The organism is Octadecabacter sp. R77987 (assembly GCF_042466115.1).
Taxonomy (GTDB): Bacteria; Pseudomonadota; Alphaproteobacteria; order Rhodobacterales; family Rhodobacteraceae; genus SW4.
This window is the reverse complement of the sequence record NZ_JAXHBQ010000001.1, coordinates 35,913-53,385: the sequence shown is the minus strand read 5'-3', so window position 1 is coordinate 53,385 and position 17,473 is coordinate 35,913. Positions and strand designations below refer to the sequence as shown.

General features: G+C 60.4%; 16 protein-coding genes, 1 tRNA gene and 1 pseudogene. 4 read left to right on the top strand and 14 right to left on the bottom strand.

The genetic code is table 11. From position 1 onward, the window contains the following. Nucleotide 1: 1 nt before the first annotated feature. The 6 genes and pseudogenes from SJY21_RS00255 to SJY21_RS00230 all read right to left on the bottom strand — a co-directional run bounded on the left by SJY21_RS00255 (nucleotide 2) and on the right by SJY21_RS00230 (nucleotide 7,005). A pseudogene (locus SJY21_RS00255) lies at nucleotides 2-1,185 on the bottom strand (IS3 family transposase). Next, a complete protein-coding gene (locus SJY21_RS00250; protein ID WP_377504518.1) occupies nucleotides 1,163-1,930 on the bottom strand; it encodes a hypothetical protein in 768 nt (255 codons plus the stop codon). Before SJY21_RS00250 ends, SJY21_RS00255 begins: the two are co-directional and overlap by 23 nt. A 123-nt stretch (nucleotides 1,931-2,053) precedes the next feature. Then, nucleotides 2,054-2,437 carry a hypothetical protein gene (locus SJY21_RS00245; RefSeq protein ID WP_377504515.1) on the bottom strand — a complete coding sequence of 128 codons (384 nt, stop codon included), beginning with the start codon at nucleotides 2,435-2,437 and terminating at the stop codon, nucleotides 2,054-2,056. 522 nt (nucleotides 2,438-2,959) lie between these two features. Continuing rightward, nucleotides 2,960-3,035: transfer RNA gene (locus SJY21_RS00240), tRNA-Thr, on the bottom strand. Nucleotides 3,036-3,112: 77 nt separating this feature from the next. Next, nucleotides 3,113-5,239 carry a pre-peptidase C-terminal domain-containing protein gene (locus SJY21_RS00235; RefSeq protein WP_377504512.1) on the bottom strand — a complete coding sequence of 709 codons (2,127 nt, stop codon included), beginning with the start codon at nucleotides 5,237-5,239 and terminating at the stop codon, nucleotides 3,113-3,115. Nucleotides 5,240-5,349: 110 nt separating this feature from the next. Further along, entirely contained in the window at nucleotides 5,350-7,005 is a 1,656-nt protein-coding gene (locus tag SJY21_RS00230) for an ABC transporter permease (protein WP_377504509.1), read from the bottom strand. Between the two features lie 50 nt (nucleotides 7,006-7,055). On the opposite strand from SJY21_RS00230, the gene SJY21_RS00225 reads away from it, so the two are divergent. Both SJY21_RS00225 and SJY21_RS00220 read left to right on the top strand, forming a co-directional pair. Continuing rightward, nucleotides 7,056-7,970, top strand: coding sequence for a hypothetical protein (locus tag SJY21_RS00225; protein ID WP_377504506.1), 915 nt, complete (start codon nucleotides 7,056-7,058; stop codon nucleotides 7,968-7,970). Continuing rightward, nucleotides 7,967-8,803, top strand: coding sequence for a PhzF family phenazine biosynthesis protein (locus SJY21_RS00220; RefSeq protein ID WP_377504503.1), 837 nt, complete (start codon nucleotides 7,967-7,969; stop codon nucleotides 8,801-8,803). Before SJY21_RS00225 ends, SJY21_RS00220 begins: the two co-directional genes overlap by 4 nt. Nucleotides 8,804-8,805: 2 nt before the next feature. On the opposite strand, the gene SJY21_RS00215 is transcribed toward SJY21_RS00220, so the two are convergent. Continuing rightward, on the bottom strand, nucleotides 8,806-9,060 hold the full coding sequence (locus tag SJY21_RS00215) for a DUF2312 domain-containing protein (protein WP_377504500.1): 255 nt from the start codon (nucleotides 9,058-9,060) through the stop codon (nucleotides 8,806-8,808). 132 nt (nucleotides 9,061-9,192) lie between these two features. Between SJY21_RS00215 and SJY21_RS00210 the strand changes: the two genes are divergently transcribed. Next, nucleotides 9,193-9,408 (top strand): hypothetical protein, encoded by a 216-nt coding sequence (locus tag SJY21_RS00210; protein WP_377504497.1) that lies wholly within the window; start codon nucleotides 9,193-9,195, stop codon nucleotides 9,406-9,408. On the opposite strand, the gene SJY21_RS00205 is transcribed toward SJY21_RS00210, so the two are convergent. Next, a complete protein-coding gene (locus SJY21_RS00205) occupies nucleotides 9,395-10,756 on the bottom strand; it encodes an enoyl-CoA hydratase-related protein (protein ID WP_377504494.1) in 1,362 nt (453 codons plus the stop codon). The two genes, SJY21_RS00210 and SJY21_RS00205, sit on opposite strands and share 14 nt — an antisense overlap. A gap of 86 nt (nucleotides 10,757-10,842) precedes the next feature. Then, nucleotides 10,843-11,175: an ArsR/SmtB family transcription factor gene (locus SJY21_RS00200; RefSeq protein WP_377504491.1), complete on the bottom strand. Its 333-nt coding sequence runs from the start codon at nucleotides 11,173-11,175 to the stop codon at nucleotides 10,843-10,845. 112 nt (nucleotides 11,176-11,287) lie between these two features. Between SJY21_RS00200 and SJY21_RS00195 the strand changes: the two genes are divergently transcribed. Next, nucleotides 11,288-11,713, top strand: a complete 426-nt coding sequence (locus SJY21_RS00195) for a TIGR01244 family sulfur transferase (RefSeq protein WP_377513078.1) — start codon at nucleotides 11,288-11,290, stop codon at nucleotides 11,711-11,713. On the opposite strand, the gene SJY21_RS00190 is transcribed toward SJY21_RS00195, so the two are convergent. The 5 genes from SJY21_RS00190 to SJY21_RS00170 all read right to left on the bottom strand — a co-directional run bounded on the left by SJY21_RS00190 (nucleotide 11,686) and on the right by SJY21_RS00170 (nucleotide 17,429). Further along, the gene (locus tag SJY21_RS00190; RefSeq protein ID WP_377504488.1) at nucleotides 11,686-12,681 is read right to left on the bottom strand and encodes a FliM/FliN family flagellar motor switch protein; all 996 of its coding nucleotides are present in this window, start codon (nucleotides 12,679-12,681) and stop codon (nucleotides 11,686-11,688) included. The genes SJY21_RS00195 and SJY21_RS00190 overlap by 28 nt on opposite strands. 67 nt (nucleotides 12,682-12,748) lie before the next feature. Beyond that, on the bottom strand, nucleotides 12,749-15,424 hold the full coding sequence (locus SJY21_RS00185; protein ID WP_377504485.1) for an ATP-binding protein: 2,676 nt from the start codon (nucleotides 15,422-15,424) through the stop codon (nucleotides 12,749-12,751). Beyond that, nucleotides 15,421-15,699, bottom strand: a complete 279-nt coding sequence (locus tag SJY21_RS00180) for a hypothetical protein (RefSeq protein ID WP_377504482.1) — start codon at nucleotides 15,697-15,699, stop codon at nucleotides 15,421-15,423. Before SJY21_RS00180 ends, SJY21_RS00185 begins: the two co-directional genes overlap by 4 nt. Beyond that, nucleotides 15,699-16,067, bottom strand: a complete 369-nt coding sequence (locus tag SJY21_RS00175; protein ID WP_377504479.1) for a response regulator transcription factor — start codon at nucleotides 16,065-16,067, stop codon at nucleotides 15,699-15,701. The genes SJY21_RS00180 and SJY21_RS00175 overlap by 1 nt, the downstream gene beginning before the upstream one ends. Before the next feature lie 66 nt (nucleotides 16,068-16,133). After that, nucleotides 16,134-17,429 carry a short-chain fatty acyl-CoA regulator family protein gene (locus tag SJY21_RS00170; protein WP_377504476.1) on the bottom strand — a complete coding sequence of 432 codons (1,296 nt, stop codon included), beginning with the start codon at nucleotides 17,427-17,429 and terminating at the stop codon, nucleotides 16,134-16,136. Between the last annotated feature and the right edge of the window lie 44 nt (nucleotides 17,430-17,473).

Sequence of the window (17,473 nt, the reverse complement as noted above, 5' to 3'; positions counted from 1 at the left end):
GTCACCGTGCGCGCGAGGTGGACCTGTCGCGCTTTAGTGCCGCCCCAGGTGCTCGTTTAGCCACCTTTCGTTCGAAGGCGACGGGGCTTTTCCAGCCCAGTGCTGAGTGGCGGCGACGCGGATTGTAGAACCCATTGATGTATTCGACGATGGCCATCTCAGCCTGCCGCCGTGTTTCCCATGATCTGCGCCAGATCAGTTCAGCCTTGATGGTTTTGAAGAACGTCTCGACCGCCGCATTGTCATAGCAATTACCTTTGCCGCTCATGGTTGCTTTGAACCCATGCTGGCGCAGGATCTTTTGATAGTCGTGAGAGCAGTATTGCAACTCGCGATCCGTATGATGAATGCATCTCTTGGGCGGTGTTCGGAACGCAATCGCCATGTTCAACGCCCGGATCGCCAGGCCCCGTTTCATCCGGTTCGCGACCGCCCAGCCGATGACACGCCGTGAATGCAGATCGAGGATCACGGCCAGATACATCCATCCTTCAGTTGTCCACACATAGCTGATGTCTCCAGCCCATTTCTGGTATGGCTGGCATGATGTGAAGTTCCGATCTAACAGATTAGGCGCGATGTTGAACTTTTGGTCGCTATTCGTCGTGACCTTATGTTTCCGTGTTCTGACAGCGGATATGCCGTTCTGGCGCATCAGTCGGCCCACGCGACGGTGACCAACATTCAGGCCAATCTCTTTCAGCTCTTCCGTCATACGTGGCCGACCGTAACTGCCCAAACTGAGACGTGACTGTTCTTTGTTGTGCGCGAGCGTGACCAGATCAGACCGCTACCGTCGGCTGGCTGGCCGATTTCGAAATGTCCTCAAACCGCGCGTGCTAACGCCAACGACATTACACAACCGGTTGGTCGGGAAGCTGGCTCTGTGTTCTTCAACAAACCTAAATCTCATTGCTTTAGGCCCGCAAAGAACCGGGTGGCCTTTTTTAGAATTTCCCTCTCCTCCTTGAGAAGACGGTTCTCTCGTCGAAGTCGGTCATTCTCTTGAGCGAAGCTCAAATCCTCTTTCGAAACCACGTTCGTCCCTCGATGCGCAGTGATCCATTTGTTCAGTGTCGACATCCCGACACCTAAATCATCAGCCACCTGCTTGCGCGTTAGCCCACTGGTCAACGCGATCCGCACTCCATCGTGGCGAAATTCATCCGTCCGTTTCAGTCCCATAGTCAGTCTCCTTTGGTGCAGTAAATGCTATCAAAGGAGCGGCATCAAACCGCGACAGGTCCAAGCATACCAAAACAACGCCCTTGGGCAGGCTCTGCCTCAATAGATCACGAGGAAAACTCGTTCGTTCATCACACTCTTGTGCTGCCATCTGCGCATTGTCGGCAGCGTCGATTATAATGACGATTTTGGCGTGTGCATTTTCGACGACCAGTACTTCCATTGCCTGGGTCAGGCAGCGATTGAAGGCTCTCAAGTAATCCGCCGCATTTGCGAGGTTTGATGGGATAAGTGGGTGACACAAACCTTTTGTGGCCAATTCGTTGGCTATCTGACAGCATGCAACTTCGTGTCGGTGTCTGGGGCTGATTGTGCTTCGGTATCCGCCGTTTCCAAAACTATCGTTCAGCACGACTTCACATTCGTCTTGCAGCCGGTTCGACACCCTATGGGCCATCGCAGTTTTTCCGACGCCGCCACCAGCGTGAATTATGATTGGATCATGGCGCTTACTCAAGATAGCATCGACGAATTCATCTTCTTGCTCTCGAGCAAGTAGTTCAGCTGCCTGTTCGATAAGACATGGCGCAGGGAAGAGTTGCTCTTCGTCGGCCTTCAGAGCACGAAGGACATCTTGCTTTCTAATGGACGGATTTCTTGAGCTTTCGGGAAGTGCCTTTTTGGTTACCAAAAGCAGCAGTTGGTCCGCTGCGTTTTGGTCTGGACCAGGAAGATAGCCTGTCAATTCCTGGTGCAAGATGTTCCGCTGTTCCCAGTACCCATCGGTCGTATCGAAAATATTGAAATGCCGAAGGAAATCGTATGCGGCTTCATCATCCGCCGAAAGGTACCGTTTAATTTGCTGCCACTACTCGGTGTCGGTCGGCAAAAGTTTTCTTGATTTGGTCCTGTCCAGCAAACTGTGAACCCAGTCCGCAACAGGCCGGTTGGTCAGAAACACAAACTCTACTGACTGCTTTTCCGGATCCGCAATGCCTGACAGGAACGCATAGTACCTCTTGTAGAAGCCCACCAATGTTTTGTTTAGGTCGCCTAGTACCCAAGATTTCCCTGTTTTCAAGGTCGAGTGCTTGAGCTGGAGATACGTCACTTTGTTGTGCTTGGAGAGCTCTTCGCTTCCAAAATACTCAGCGACGTCTATTACTTCCTCGCCGCTCTCACCACTTGATTCACTGGTTTCAGACTCTGAAACGCCTTCGATCGAGATAGCAACCAAATCCGATGCAGGCATCAGAAGGCGCAGACTGCGTCTGGTGGCCCAGAGGTAGTGAAATTGGTCTCCGGCTCTACTGGGACGAAGGGATCAAGTTGCATATTGAATTTTCTACATGCTGGAGGTTGCTGTTGCCTAGGCACTATATATTGAGAACGGCATTCAACAACATAAATTCATTCGTGAAAATTCCTCGCCCCTATTTTTCAACGTCAGCTTTCGCAAGGCTTTGAGTTCGATATCGCTAGAGCAGCGAAGGTCGACTTCATCACGCATCGCGGCCATTTGTATATGATGCAGCGAGACTCCGCTGCCGCCGAGTACGGCAAAGCGGTCCCCTAACGACTCCTAAGCGACCCGGCGTGTGTTTTAGTTCAATAGTTTTAGGTGAAATAATCACGCGAGATCATCATCTAGGTTCGAAAAACTTCGTTGGTTTTCTCAGGTACTCATATCCTCAAAATCTCTATCCAACACCCTACACACGCCGTACACTAGCAACGGTAGATGAAGCCTATTTCCGCTAAGTCATTGATTTTATGGTGCCCCCACACGGACTCGAACCGCGGACCTACTGATTACAAATCAGTTGCTCTACCAGCTGAGCTATAGGGGCACTGCGCGCGTTGCTACCCAAGCGGCGCGGCGCGCGCAAGCCCTTTTGCGCCTGCGCGTGCGTCATTTTTTGCCGGTCTAGATAAACTGGATATCCGCGCCAAGGGTCGCGATGTTCAGCCCGCCACCGTTCACCAGCACAAGTTCATCCGCGCCAAAGTCCAGCGTGATGATCGTGCCGGTTGCGTTGATCGACCCGTAGGTGTCCACGACTTGCTGCGCGCTCAGGCCCGCGGTGAACAGGGAGGTGCTGATCTCGATCGTGTCCAGACCCTGTTCATAGCCGCCAACCTGGTCGATATCGTTGCCAGCCACAAAGACAAACGTGTCGCCTTGGGTTCCGCCATTGAGCAGATCAAAGCCCGCGCCGCCGTTCAGGATATCGGCCCCCGCACCGCCGTTTATGGTGTCGTCGTCTGCGCCGCCGGAAAGGTTGTCGCTTCCCGCCGCGCCTGACAGGAAGTCGTCGCCGTCACCACCAAACAGCGTGTCGTTGTTGCCTTGACCGAACAGGCGGTCGTTTTCGATCCCGCCCTCGATTGTGTCATTGCCCGACCCGCCATAGATCGTGTCGTCGCCCTGTTCACCATAGATGGTGTCGTTGTTGCCCTGCCCGCGGATCACATCGTCATCGTCCGCGCCAAAGATGTTGTCATTGCCGATCCCGCCGGAAATATCATCTTCGCCTGCGCCGCCAACGATCCAGTCGGTTCCGCCCTGTCCACGGATCACGTCATCGCCTTCTTCGCCAAAGATGGAATCGTCGTCGCTTCCGCCATCAACGATATCGTCGCCCGTGCCGGCCTGAATGGAGTCAGCCCCCGCGCCGCCCTGGATGTTGTCATTGCCGCCAAGGCCCCAGAATTCATCGGCGCCGCCATTGCCCGTCAGGAAGTTCTTGACGTCATTGCCCACAAGCAGGTCTTCACCTGAACTGCCGGTTGCGTTCTCGATCACCGCGCCGTTGGCGATTGTATAGCCACCTGCGACCCCGTCTGCCGCCGAGACATAGCCACCGCCGCCCATTTCATAAAGCAGGGTCGCTTCCAGAAGAATGATCTCGATGTCCTTGGTGCCGCTATATGTGATTTCGTCGATGCCGCCGGTATCCCAGATCGACGTCCAGAAGGTGCCAGCCACATTCGCATCGGGCAGAACATAGGTGTCGTTGCCGGCCGCTGTTGTGGTATTAGCCCCGTAAAGCGCCTGAAGCACGGCGATATCAAGCGCCATCGGCCCCGCTTCGTAGCCCCAGTCGTTGCCGGTGTCGCCGCTGCTGCCCGCCGTGCCGGTAAAAAAGCCGGTGTTGTAGGACATCGTCGTGAAGATGCCCTGGTTCAGGTCAAAGTCGCCATAATCGCCGAATGGTCCGCTTACACCGTTGAAGATGTCAGAGGTTCCGCCGCCATCATGGGGGTGCGCCATGCCAAGCCCGTGCAGCACTTCGTGCACGATGGTGACAAAGTCGAAACCACCCGGATCGGTCGAACCGCCACTTGTGCGGTCCCATGCATCAATGTTGAAGACCCCCACGCCTTCGTTCACTTCACCGGGCGGATTGAAGTACCCCAGGAACCCGCCGATGTCGGCGTTGTTGGACGCGACAAGCTGGAAGTCGGTGCCTGCGGCTGTGCCCGATTCCGAGAACGTCAGACCGGTGACGGCGGCGATCATGTCGAATGCCGCTTCGAACTGGGTTATTTCATAGGCGTTGAACCCCTGCGACGTGATCCCGTCAAAGGCCACGCCCGTGGGGGCAAAATAATAGCTGATCGAGGAGACGGGGTTGCCCGCACCGTCATCGACAAAACTGCCCCATTCCAGACCCGGCAGGATTGACGCGGGCGGCGGCGGCACGGCGGCAATCACCGAAAGGGTATAGTCGCCATCGTAGCTGTCAAAATACGAGCCCGCTTCGATGTAGTAGGTGCCTGCGACCGTGGCGGTAAAGACCAGTTCGGAATTCACGCCCGGCCCGCTGTCGTTGTCCACATCAAGCTGCGACCCCAACCCGTCATAGATCCGCACATAGGGGTCATCGAGCGGATTTGCGCCCGACGCATCCAGGTTGATCTGGATGGTTTCGCCCGCAGACAGCGTGATCGCAAACCAGTCCCAATCGCCCGCGGTTTCAAGGGTATCACTGACGGAACCGCCAACTGTAATTGTTGCGGTTGTCGTTGCATCTCCGGGAATGTCAGGCATTTGGACCTCATCTGAAACAGGCGCTGTCAGCGCGGGCTAATCGTTAATTATGCGTGGATTAGCACATTGAAAATCCGGACCAAAGTCGGAAATACCCGACTTTTCCCTTTTTAACGGTTAGCCCGTGCCAGCAATGCCACAGCCGCCAGCCCCACAAGCGTGATCATCAGGGCTGCGGGGGCGGCCTCGGCGATGTTTTCAAGGCTGGCCTTTTCGTGCACGCGCGTCGCCAGCGTGTTGTAATTGAACGGGCGCAGCAGCAGGGTTGCGGGCAGTTCCTTGACGCAATCGACGAACACCAGCAACAGGGCCGACCCGACCGAAGCACGCACCAGCGGGATATGCACCGCCCGCAGCGTCCCCCCCGCCGTGCGCCCCAATGAGCGCGCGGCCATCGGCAAGCTGGGCGATACGCGGCCAAGGGCGGCATCCGCCGTGCCTTGGGCAATCGCAAAGAACCGCACCACATAGGCCAGACACAAGGCCGCCGCCGTGCCGGTAAAGATCAACCCCGGATCGTAGCCGGTGATGTTCAGGATCGTGTCGGCCAGCGCGTTGTCAAATGCCGCCAGCGGGATCAGGATGCCCAGCGCCAGCACCGCGCCGGGGGCCGCATATCCGATCGCCGTGACCGGCATCAGCAAAGCGGGCAAGCGCCGCCCCGACAGGCGCACACCGTAAACCATGAACACGCCGCCAGCGACCGTCAGCACCGCCGCAATGCCGCCCACACCCAAGGTATGGGCCAGCGCGCGCAACAGCCCCGGCGCGGCCCATTCGCGCGCGTCTGTGGCATGTTCCAACAGCACCCCGACCGGCAGCAGGAACCCTATCGCAAATGGCAGGACACAAGCCAGCGTTGCCGCCCAGGCCACGCCGCCGCGCAACTGTTGCCCTTCAATCGGGCGCGGCCCGCGCGCGGTGCCGAAAAAGCGGCTTTTGCGGCGGCTGAATTTCTCGAGCGTGACCAGCAGAACCACAAGCGCCAGCACACAGGTGGCGATCTGCGCAGCGCCGCCCAGATTGCCGCTTTGCAGCCAGACCGAAAAGATCCCCGTCGTCAGCGTCTGCACCGCAAAATAATCCACAGTGCCGAAATCATTGACCGTTTCCATCATCACCACGGCCACGCCTGCGGCAATCGCGGGGCGGGCCAGCGGCAAGCCAACCCGCCAAAACCGCCCCCATGCACCCACACCCAGCGCGCGCGCCACGTCATAACCCGCACCCGATTGTTCGCGAAACGCCGCGCGGGCAAGGATGTAAACATAAGGGTAAAGCGAGGCGCTTAGCACCAGCACCGCGGCCGTGCGCGTGCGGATCGCCGGAAACCAGTAGTCCTGAGCCGATTGCCAGCCCGTAACGTCACGCAGCATGGTTTGCACCGGCCCTGCAAATTCCAGAAAATCCACTAGCGCATAAGCACCGACATAGGCGGGCACAGCCAGCGGCATCAACAATGCCCACTGCAACCACTGCCGCCCCGGAAAGCGATACATCACCACCAGCCATGCAGCCCCCGTGCCCACGGCGGCCGTCAAGACCCCCGTCCCCGCCATCAGGATCAGCGAATTGCGCAGGTAGCGCGGCAGGGTCGTGGACATCAGATGCGGCCAGATATTGTCGTCCGGTGTCAGGGCGAACCAGATCACCGCGATGATCGGCAGGACCACCAGCACAGCGATCACCAACGCCCCGAGCGACCACGGACTGAACCGCAGGCGGGGCCATTTGACGGCGCTTATCTGACCAGAAGACTCGGACATATGACGGGCGTTACCCGATTGCGGTTTCGCTGTCCAGAAAAGCCCCTATAATGCGCCCGACCACACTCACGCACAATGGCGGGCCAACCTTGCAGATTGCCTATCACATCGGAGCCAGTTGCACGGACGGCGAGCGGCTTTTGAAATCTCTGCTCAAGAACGCCGACGCCTTTTCCCAGCAGGGGATCAAGGTGCCCGGCCCCGGCAAATACCGCCGCCTGTTGCGTGAAACCATCCAGAACCTTGGCGACAGTGATCCGGCCCCCGATACCCGCGACATCCTGCTTGATGCAATCCTGGACGAGGACAGCGCCAGCCGCCTTGTGATGAGCCACGCGGATTTCATCTGCGTGCCGCGCCGGATTTTCGACAACGGCAATTTCTTTGAACTGATCGAAATGAAGATCACCCGCCTGCGCAAACTGTTTCCCGGTGACGAAATCGAATTGCATCTGGCCCTGCGCGATCCGGCAACGTTCGTGCCGGCGGTCTTTCAAAAGGTCAAAGGCGCGACCCTGGCCGAATTTCTGAACGGGATGGACCCGCGCGACATTCTTTGGTCCAATGTGGTGCACCGCATTCAGGCCATCGCGCCGGAAATGCCGCTGACCGTCTGGTGCAACGAAGATACGCCGCTGATCTGGGCGCAGCTGATCCGTGAAATATCCGGCGTTGACCCGCTGACCAAGATCACCGGCGGGTTTGACCTGCTGAATGCGATCATGAGTGCGGAAGGCATGAAGCGCTTTGTCAGCTACCTCAAATCGCACCCGCCCCAGACCGAAGTGCAAAAACGCCGGATCATTGCGGCGTTTCTGGACAAATACGCCCTTGATGACGAGATCGAGGAAGAGATCGACCTGCCCGGCTGGACCGCCGAACTGATGGATGAATTGACCCAGATCTACGAGGACGATGTGTTTGAAATCGCCCGCATGTCGGGTGTGAATTTCATCGCGCCATGATCCGTCCTTTCATGCAATGCGATGTGTTCAGCACCCATCCCACGGGCGGAAACGGGTTGGCTGTCGTGCTGGATGGCACGGGGCTGTCCGATGATCAGATGCAGGCATTCGCGCGCTGGACCAATCTGGCGGAAACCACGTTTGTCTGCCCCGCAACGGATGCACATGCCGATTATCTGTTGCGCATTTTCACAACCGCGCGCGAACTGCCCTTTGCCGGCCATCCCACCCTTGGATCAGCGGCCTGCTGGTTGGCGGCGGGGCACACGCCACGTGCGGCCGGCAAGATCACGCAGCAATGCGGTGTCGGGCTGGTGACGATTGACCTGACGGGGGATACGCCCGCGTTTATTGCCCCACCTACGGCAATCGCGCCGATGCCAGCGAACATTCTAAGCGACATCGCAGGCGGCCTGAACCTTGATCCCGCGCGCATTCTGCGCCACGCGGTTCTGGATAACGGACCGGTCTGGCACGTCATCGAAATGGAAAGCGCCAGCGATCTGACCGGTCTTGACGCAAGCGCAATCACACCGGTGCCGCCCCTTTCGGTTGGTCTGATCGGTGCGCAGGACGCGGGCGCGGACACGGATTACGAGGTGCGGATGTTTTCGATGTTCGCGGAACTGAAAGAAGACCCGATCACCGGATCACTGAACGCCGCGCTGGCCCATTGGATGCAGGACCAGGGGCGCGCAGACACGCCTTATGTGGTCGCACAAGGCACCTGCATCGGGCGAAAAGGGCGTGTGCATGTGGCGCAGGACGCCGACAAAAACATGCGGATCGGCGGCCACACCAGCATCCTGATCAGGGGCGATGTGACCTTGTAGGGCTACATACCCAACGCTTCTTTATACATGTCCAATACCGCTTCTTCTTCGGCGATATCGTTCTGGTCACGCTTGCGAAGCGCGATCACCTTGCGCAGCACCTTGGTGTCGTAGCCACGGCCCTTGGCCTCGGCCATGACCTCTTTTTGCTGCTCGGCGATGTCCTTTTTCTCGGCGTCCAGACGCTCCATGCGTTCGACAAACTGGCGCAGTTCATCGGCGGTGACGCGGTAGCTGGTATCGGTGGAATCGGACATAAGGGCGGCCTTTGTGCAAACGGGATTGTGGCCCCTTCCCTACCCGCGCGCCTGACGCGCCGCAAGGGTCGCGCGCTTGCAAATGCGCACGCCAGCCGCTAGGGCAGCGCCAGTTTACAAACGGAGCGACACATGGACTGGCTGATCTGGGGCGGTGCGGGCATTTCGGTGCTGGGTTTGGTTGGCATCCTTGCGTCGGTTGTCAAAGTGTCAAAAGCCAAACGCGCCGGGCTGGATGACGCCGAGCTGCGCGCGCGGGTGCAGGCGGTCTTGCCGCTGAACCTGGGCGCATTGTTCCTGTCGGTGATCGGGCTGATGTGCGTGATCGTCGGGATTATGCTGGGGTAAATTCGCGCGCGGGCAAGGCATCAAAACCATCCGCATATTTGATCGCTTCATCCAGCAGCGCCGGTATCTGCCACATCGCGTTGCTTTCGGCCAAGGGGGCGAGCACGCGGCATAGATGCAGCAATCCTATGCTTTGGGCGGCGCGCATCGGCCCCCCGTGACGGCGCGGAAAGCCCATGGCATGCACGGCGATCGCATCCACATCGGCGGCAGTGCGGGCCAGACCGCTTTCGACAATGCGCGCCCCTTCGGCCATCAATGCACCGATCATGGCCTGTTGCACATAGCCCGCCTTGTCCACTGGCCCGCCGCCGTCGCGCACCCCGAACGGGCCTTTGCGAAAACCGTAATCGACCATGATGCGACCGATGTCATCCTGGCTGAGATCATCATTGACCAACGCCTCGGCGGCACCGTGCCAGACGGGGCGCAAACGATTGAGGATCGCCATGCCCGCAGGATCAACCGGTTTGAAGCTGGCCCCTTCGCGGGTCAGGAACAGCGGCGTGGCGCGACGCTCGGCAATGAAAATATGGCGAAAGGCCACCGATTGCGGATGGCGCAGGCAGCTTTCAAAGGCGTCTGCCTCTTGTGCCAGTCCGGCCGCAAACGGCAGCAGCGCCGCGCCTTCGACGCAGTCGATAATCCGGTGCGGCGCGTATTGGGGGTTATCCGCCAACGCGGCGCGCGCCTTGGCAACGATAGCCATATAGGCGCGACCGTCGGCCATATGCTGGCGGCGGTCTGACGTGGGGCGCGGCCCCTTTCCGGCAGCCACCAGCGCCTTGGCAAAGGCATAGGCGCCATCGATGACAGGGGCATCGACAATCGCATCCAGAAGCCCGAACCGTTGCGCCAGACCCGCATCGGCCGATTGTGCGGTGATCATCATGTTTAACGCAGCTTCGGCCCCGATCAGGCGCGGTAGGCGCTGTGTGCCGCCCGCGCCCGGGATCAGGCCCAGCGTCACTTCGGGCAGGCCGATCATTGCTGTCGCGTCGCCCACACGGTAGTGCGCGGCCAGTGCCAGTTCGGCGCCACCCCCTAGCGCACGCCCTTGTATGCCCACCACGACAGGCACGGCGCTGTCTTCGATCTGTGTGCAAATCTGCGCCAGCGTCGGCGCATTTGTCGCGGGGCGGCCAAATTCGGAGATATCGGCCCCTGCCGAAAACAAATCCCCCGTGGCGACCAGCAGCACCGCTGACACATCTGCACGTTCGGGAATGCGGGAAAAAACCGCGCCCAATCCGGCGCGCGTTGCCGCGTCAAGCGCGTTTACGGGCGGGCGATCAAGGGTGACGATTGCGATGCCGTCACGCACGCGGAATTTAACCGGTCTTGCCATATCGCCCCACACTATTCACCCGCATAGCATTCGCATACCAGCAGAATAACGCAAGGGTGCAGGGGAGTTGCGCGCCAGTTTGGAGGTTAAACCGGCGCGACATCCGGGCAAAACACCTCGTAAAGGCGTTCAAGGATCGGGCCGATGCGCGGGTCGGCAAGGCGGTAGCGGATCGTGCGCCCGTCGCGGTCGCAGGCTACAAACCCTTCGGCGCGCAGGCGGGCAAGTTGGCCCGAGACATAGGACTGGCTTGCGCCCAGCGCGTCTTCAAGATCGCCCACGCAGCGTTCACCCGGCAACAGCGCGCACAGCAGGCGCAGCCGTTGCGGGTTGGACAAGGCCTTGAGCACATCAGCGGCTTCACCGGCGGCGGCGTCCAACGCGGCCATATCGACTTGGGGTGTGGTCATCGCAGTCATTCCAACCATCTATGCGGTCCGGCATCATATTTCAATCTTGCCATGTTTGCCCTTTGCTGTGCGGCTGTCAAGGGTTCTGGACCTGTCCGCGCGGCTGGATTATGACAGCGCCATGGATATTCGCCCCCTCAGCCCGACCTATGCCGTGTCCCCCCAGATTGCCCCCGAAGATGTGGCGGCGATTGCGGCGGCGGGATTCACCACCATCATCTGCAATCGCCCCGACAGCGAAGTGCCCCCCGCCCTGCAGGCCGATGCCGTGGGGGCGGCGGCGCAGGCGGCAGGCCTTGAATTCGTGGTGATCCCGGTCACGCACCAAACGCTGAACGGCGACATCGTCGCAGCACAGCGCGCGGCGATGGATGTCGCAAAGGGGCCGGTGCTGGCCTATTGCGCGTCAGGCACACGCTGTTCGATCGTCTGGTCGCTGGGTCAGGCCGGCCACATGACAGCCGATGACATCCTGAGCGCCACCGCCAACGCAGGCTATGATCTGGGTGGCATGCGCCCTCAACTCGCGGCGCTTTCCAAGTCCTGAACCGAGTCCGGCAGGTCTGAAGGCGTTGAAACTTCCGGCGTGTCAGTCACGGCCAGCCGAGTATCCGGCTGATCAACCGCATCAAGCGCATCCGCGTTGCCTGTTTCCACCCGCACCGCCCGTTGACCCGCCATTTTCCCAAGCCGCGCCGTGGTGATGACCTGCCCGTCCGGCCCGACAAGTTTCACCGATGTGACCCGCGTGCCCGATAGCGGAATAACCTGCCCCAGCGTCAGGTTTTCGACCTGCGCCATGGGCATCCGCATCTTGTGCAACACCGCGTTCACATTGGCCTGCGCCCCCAACACCTGCTCATGAAAGCTGTTGCGCCAACCGGCGCTGGCCTGTTCATCCTTTGGCGCAGCACGGGGGTTGCGGTGTTCGGGCAGGGCCAGACACAGTTCGCCCTGTCGTTCGCCAATGCCAAAATCCAGCGAAAGCCGCACAAGCCGATAGGCACCATCGGGCAGCACAAGCCCCGCCGCGCGCGGGCATTCCAGCGGCGGACCAACCTGCGTTGCAGCCGCCCAACCTGCCAGCTGCGTCCCCACCGCCGTTTCGTTCAGCATCGCCAGAAAAGCATCGGCAACGGGTGCCGCCAAAGCGGCATCGGCCGATGTGACCTTGCGCGGTTCGGCGGCCACGGGTGACAGGTTGCCCATGGTTTGCATTTCGATCAGGCAGGCGCGCAATTCGGGATCAATTGCCAGCAGCCCCAGCAAATCATCGCCCGACATGACGGATATCAGCATGTGATCGGCGTTCATTTCGTCAATGACACCGTCCAGTGTCATCACCTCGTCCGACTGGCCAAGCACCGTCAGGCGCAGGCCAACCGTGCGATCTGCGGCGCGCGAAATTGCCAGACGCAGTGCGCGCCCCGGCGACATGTCAGCCGCGGGGGCCGCCACCGGTTCACCTTGACGCAGTTTGCGCCGCAACACTGAATGTTCATCGGTTTCGGGCATTTCCGGCCTGATCCTGCACCCGTTTGATTTACAAGATCACTTTAGCCCCAAAGGGCTTACCAAGACCCTAACGGCTGACAGTCACGGGCAAGGTCACACGAAACGCCGCGCCGCCCTGCCCCGGCAGATAGGAAATCGCCCCGCCCAGACGTTCCATCACCTCGCGGCAAATGGCCAGCCCCAGACCAGCGCCGCCCGCCTTGCCCGCATCCGTGAGACGCGAGAATTTCTCGAAGATCAGCGCCTGGTTTTCCAGGGCAATACCGCTGCCATTGTCTGTGAAATCAACGACATGCGCACCGTCTACCTGCCGCACCCTGATACGGAGTTCCGGCACATCCGCATCACAGTATTTCTGCGCATTGGCGATCAGGTTGATAAACACCTGCGTGAGGCGATCAAGGTCGGTGCTAAGGGTCAGGTGTTCATTGGCGACGCGGCGATGAATCCGCAGATCACTCGCGTCTCCGCCTGCGGCGGAAATGGCACGGTTCAGCAGCACATGAAGGTTTCCGGTGCTTGTATTCAGTTGAACCTGCCCGTTTTCCAGCACGCTCAGGTCAAGCAGGTCATCCAGAAGTCGGGTCAGGCGCAGGGCCTCGTCATGGATAATACCGGCATAGCGGGCCTGATCATCCGCGCCCATTTCGCCATCCCGCAAGATTTCGGAGAACGACCGGATCGAGGTCATGGGCGTGCGCAATTCATGGCTGATCTGGGACAGAAAGGCATCTTTTTGAATCGACAGGGCGGTCAGCTTTTCATTGGCATCGCGCAGGGCGCGTGCGGTGCGGTCCTGTTCGGCGGATTTCGCCTCGAGCTGGTTGGAGTATTCAAGGATCTGCGCCGCCTCATCGGCCACGGCGATCAGGTCCTGCACCGAAACGTTTGCGCCCTGGGTCAGTTGCCCGACCATCGCATGGGCCGTGGCTGCCCCCACCGATCCGGCCAATTCCCTTTCAAGGTTCTCAAGAAATTCGGGTGTGACATCAGGCAGATAGCCGTCCTTGCCCTGACCTTGCGCCGCTGTTGCAAACAAGGCCTGCGCCTGCCCCGACCCGATGATGCGCTGCGCCATGATCAACAGGTCCTCGGCGCCGGCCGCGCTTTGGGTAAAGCCACGCCGCGATGTGGAATGGGCAAAGACATTGACAAACTGCGCCCCTTGCAGCCGTTCGATCGGCGTTGGAAAGGTGAAAATGGACACCGTGAAAAACACGACCACATTCAGCAGCATCGACCAGACCAGCGCATGCAGCAGCGGGTCGATCCCGTCCACGCCAAACAGGGCCTGCGGGCGCAGCCAGCCGATCCCGAGCGGGCCCTGCGCCATGATGGATTGAGTCATGATCCCGCCATCGCCAAAGCTGGGCAAGAACAGCGTCCAGCCCCAGACCGCGAAACCGGTAGTCAGCCCCGCAACAGCCCCTGCACGGGTAGCCCCGCGCCAGAAAATCCCGCCCAGCAGAACAGGCAAGACCTGTGCCACGCCCGCGAATGAAATCAATCCGATCGCTGCCAGCGCCGTGCCCCCACCCGACAGGCGAAAATACCCATATCCCAAGGCCAGCACGCCCGCGATAGACATGCGCCGCGCCAGCAAGACCACATAGCGCACATCGCCCGACACGGTCGCGCCGCGCGCCGTCGAGGACAGCCAAAGCGGCACAACGATATGGTTGGACACCATCGTCGCCAGCGCAATCGTCGCCACGATCACCATCGAGGTCGCCGAGGAAAAGCCACCAAGGAAGGACAGCACCGCCAGACCGTTTTGCCCCTGCGACAGCGGCAATGTCAGCACGAACAGGTCGGGGTTTGACCCCGCCGGCATCAGGTTCAGCCCGACAACGGCGATCGGAACGACAAACAGGCTCATCAGCATCAGGTAGCCGGGAAAGGCCCAACTGGCGGTCGCAAGGTGCTTTTCGTCAGCGTTTTCAACCACAAGCACCTGAAACATGCGCGGCAGGCACAAAAAGGCGGCGGCAGACAGGAACGTCAGCCCGAACCAGCGCCCGCCCACGGGCTGCCATTCGGAAATCGCGGATTGATCAATCAGATCAAGGGTCGCGCTTGGGCCGCCCGCAACCCCCCAGACCACGAAAATGCCCACGGCCATCAAAGCGCACAGCTTGACCACCGCCTCCACGGCGATGGCCATGACGACACCGTGGTGGCGTTCGTTGACATCAAGGTTGCGGGTGCCGAACAGGATCGTAAAGATGACCAGCCCTGCGGCAACCCAGATCGCGGCCGCGTTCAGATCCTCGGGCACCCAGGCCTGCCCGCTTCCTTGCGCGAATACGGCGAACGATTGGGTCACCGATTGCAGTTGCAGGGCGATATAGGGCGTGGTGCCGACCACGGCGATCACGGTCACGATCACGCCCAACGAGGTGGATTTGCCAAAGCGGGACGAGATCAGATCGGCGATCGAGGTAATCCGCTGCGCCCGCCCGATACGCACAAGTTTGCGCACGATCCACCACCAGCCGATCATCACCAATGTCGGCCCCAGATAGATCGTCAGATACTCAAGGCCGGACCGCGCCGCATAACCGACCGCGCCGTAAAACGTCCACCCCGTGCAATAGATCGACAGCGAAAGCGTATATATCAGAGGCGAGCGCAACCAGTTGTCGCGCCCGCGCGCCGCGTGACGTTCCGCGACAAAGGCAACTGTAAACAGCATCGCCACATAACAAAGTGCGACGAAAATCAGCAGGTTAAAGGAAATCACCTGAGATCCTCGACATTCGTGGCACCGGGTTCATGATCCGGGTCGATCAGGCGCGACAGCAACAGCGCCAAACCGATGACAACGACCCAAAGGACAAAAAGATAGATCAACACGACAGATGTGGGCTGCCCGCTTCCGTCAGCGCGGGGCCACAACAACGGCAGCATCATCAGCACGCCGGCCACAACGGGCAACAGGCGCGCGGCGTCGCGCAGGCGGCGCTGGCGATAACTGGCGCGGGCCAGAAAAACGGGCGGTTTGGTGACGCGCGCCATCAGCCGGCAAGGGCGCGGACGTTCTCCAGCACCTCGGCGTTAGAAAAGGGTTTGGTCATGAAGTGCGTTACACCCAGACGTTCGGCCAGCTCACGGTCTTTGTTCTGGCCGCGCGCGGTCAGCATCATGACCGGCAGCGCACGTGTGCCTTCACCATCGCGCAGGTCGCGCAGGATGTCATAGCCGCTGCGCCCCGGTAACATCACGTCAAGAATGATCAGATCGGGCGCAACGCTGTGAACCTTGTCCAGCGCGGTCGTGCCATCGGAATGGGTTGCCACATCCCAGCCATCGCGCGACAGGATGAACCGGATCGCCTCGATGATATTGGGCTCGTCCTCGATCAGCAGAACCTGCTTGCCAGCCATTGATCCCTCCCAAGATCAGCGCCCACCCCGCGCACAGGCAAACTATTGCCCGATTGGCGGCGATAGTCAAAGGGGCGCGCCAACCTCGGATAGAATCGAGGGCGCCCGCCGCGCCGCGCAGTTTTCGCGCGGGCAGATCCGGCAACTGGTGCCTGCGGGCGTTCCCGCTGTGCGGTGTTCGGGCGGCGGGCAAACCAGCATCACCGCCTCGGTCACGGGCGGACTGTCAAAATCGGGCGGGCGGATGTGGTGCGCGATGGCGTAGCATTGAAACCGCAGACCTTCGGGGCGGGGCAGATCAACGGTCTGGCGGATCGGCTGGCCGATCTGCGCAAGGGATTGAAACACAGGCCACATCGGACAGGCCGCCGCGCGTGCAAAGGCAAAGCCCGTCACGGGTTTGATCAGGCGCACAACCCCTGCGCCATCAAGGATCACCAGGCCCATTGGCGGATGATCGCTGTCCGGGGGCAGTGTCGCCAAGCGGCGCAGGACTTGCGGCAATGACGCGCCGGTTTGCTGCACGATCTGCGCCGGGTCATAGGCGCAGGCGCGCGCGGATTGCACGAACCCGTCAAGCGGCATTGCGCGCGCATCAGCGGCGTAGCGCGTCAGGTGGTCGCGCATCAGGAACGCCGTGGCCGGATCGCGCCCCTGCACCAGCGCATCAATCGCCGTGTCATCGCCGCCTTCAAGGGCGACGATGTGATGGCCCTGCCCTTCAAGCCAGAGTTCAAGCTGTTCCTGCGGCGAACGCACCGCATCCGCGTCCGCGCCCGACAGGTCCAGATAGGCCACAAGATCGCGGCTGCTTTCGGTCAGACGCTGGCTGTCCTCGAACAAGTTGCGGTGAAAGCGGCGCTGCCAGTCGGGGTCAATGTCATCGGTGTCCGCCAGAATGGAGGATGTCGCGCGGATCGCGGTAACGGCGGTGATCACGTCATGCAACGAAGTGGCAAGCTGGGGGTCGTGGGTCAGCCGGTCGGTCAGAGTCTCGATGCGGGATTTCAGCGCGCCAAGCTGGCCGTGCTGCGCGGCCAGCAGGGACGCCCACCCGGGAAAGCGGCCGGCAAATTCCTCGGCGCGGGCCAGTTCAGCACCGCTTGCGGGCTGATCGGCGGCCGCCCCGCGCAACCCGTCCAGCACGCCGCTTTCGACCCCTTCGGTCAGCAAGGCCGGATCAATCCCCAGGACGCGGCTGATATCATTGACCAGTTTGCCGCCGATTCTGCGGCGGTTATGTTCGATCAGGTTCAGGTAGGATGGCGATATGCCCGCCGCACGCGCCAGATCGGCCTGCCGGATCCCCTGATCCATGCGCCTGTCCCTGATCCGCGTTCCGGTGAGTTGACCCTGGGGCATCAAGATTCCGCTAACGATTCCAGTTGGTTTCTGCATCTGCAAGA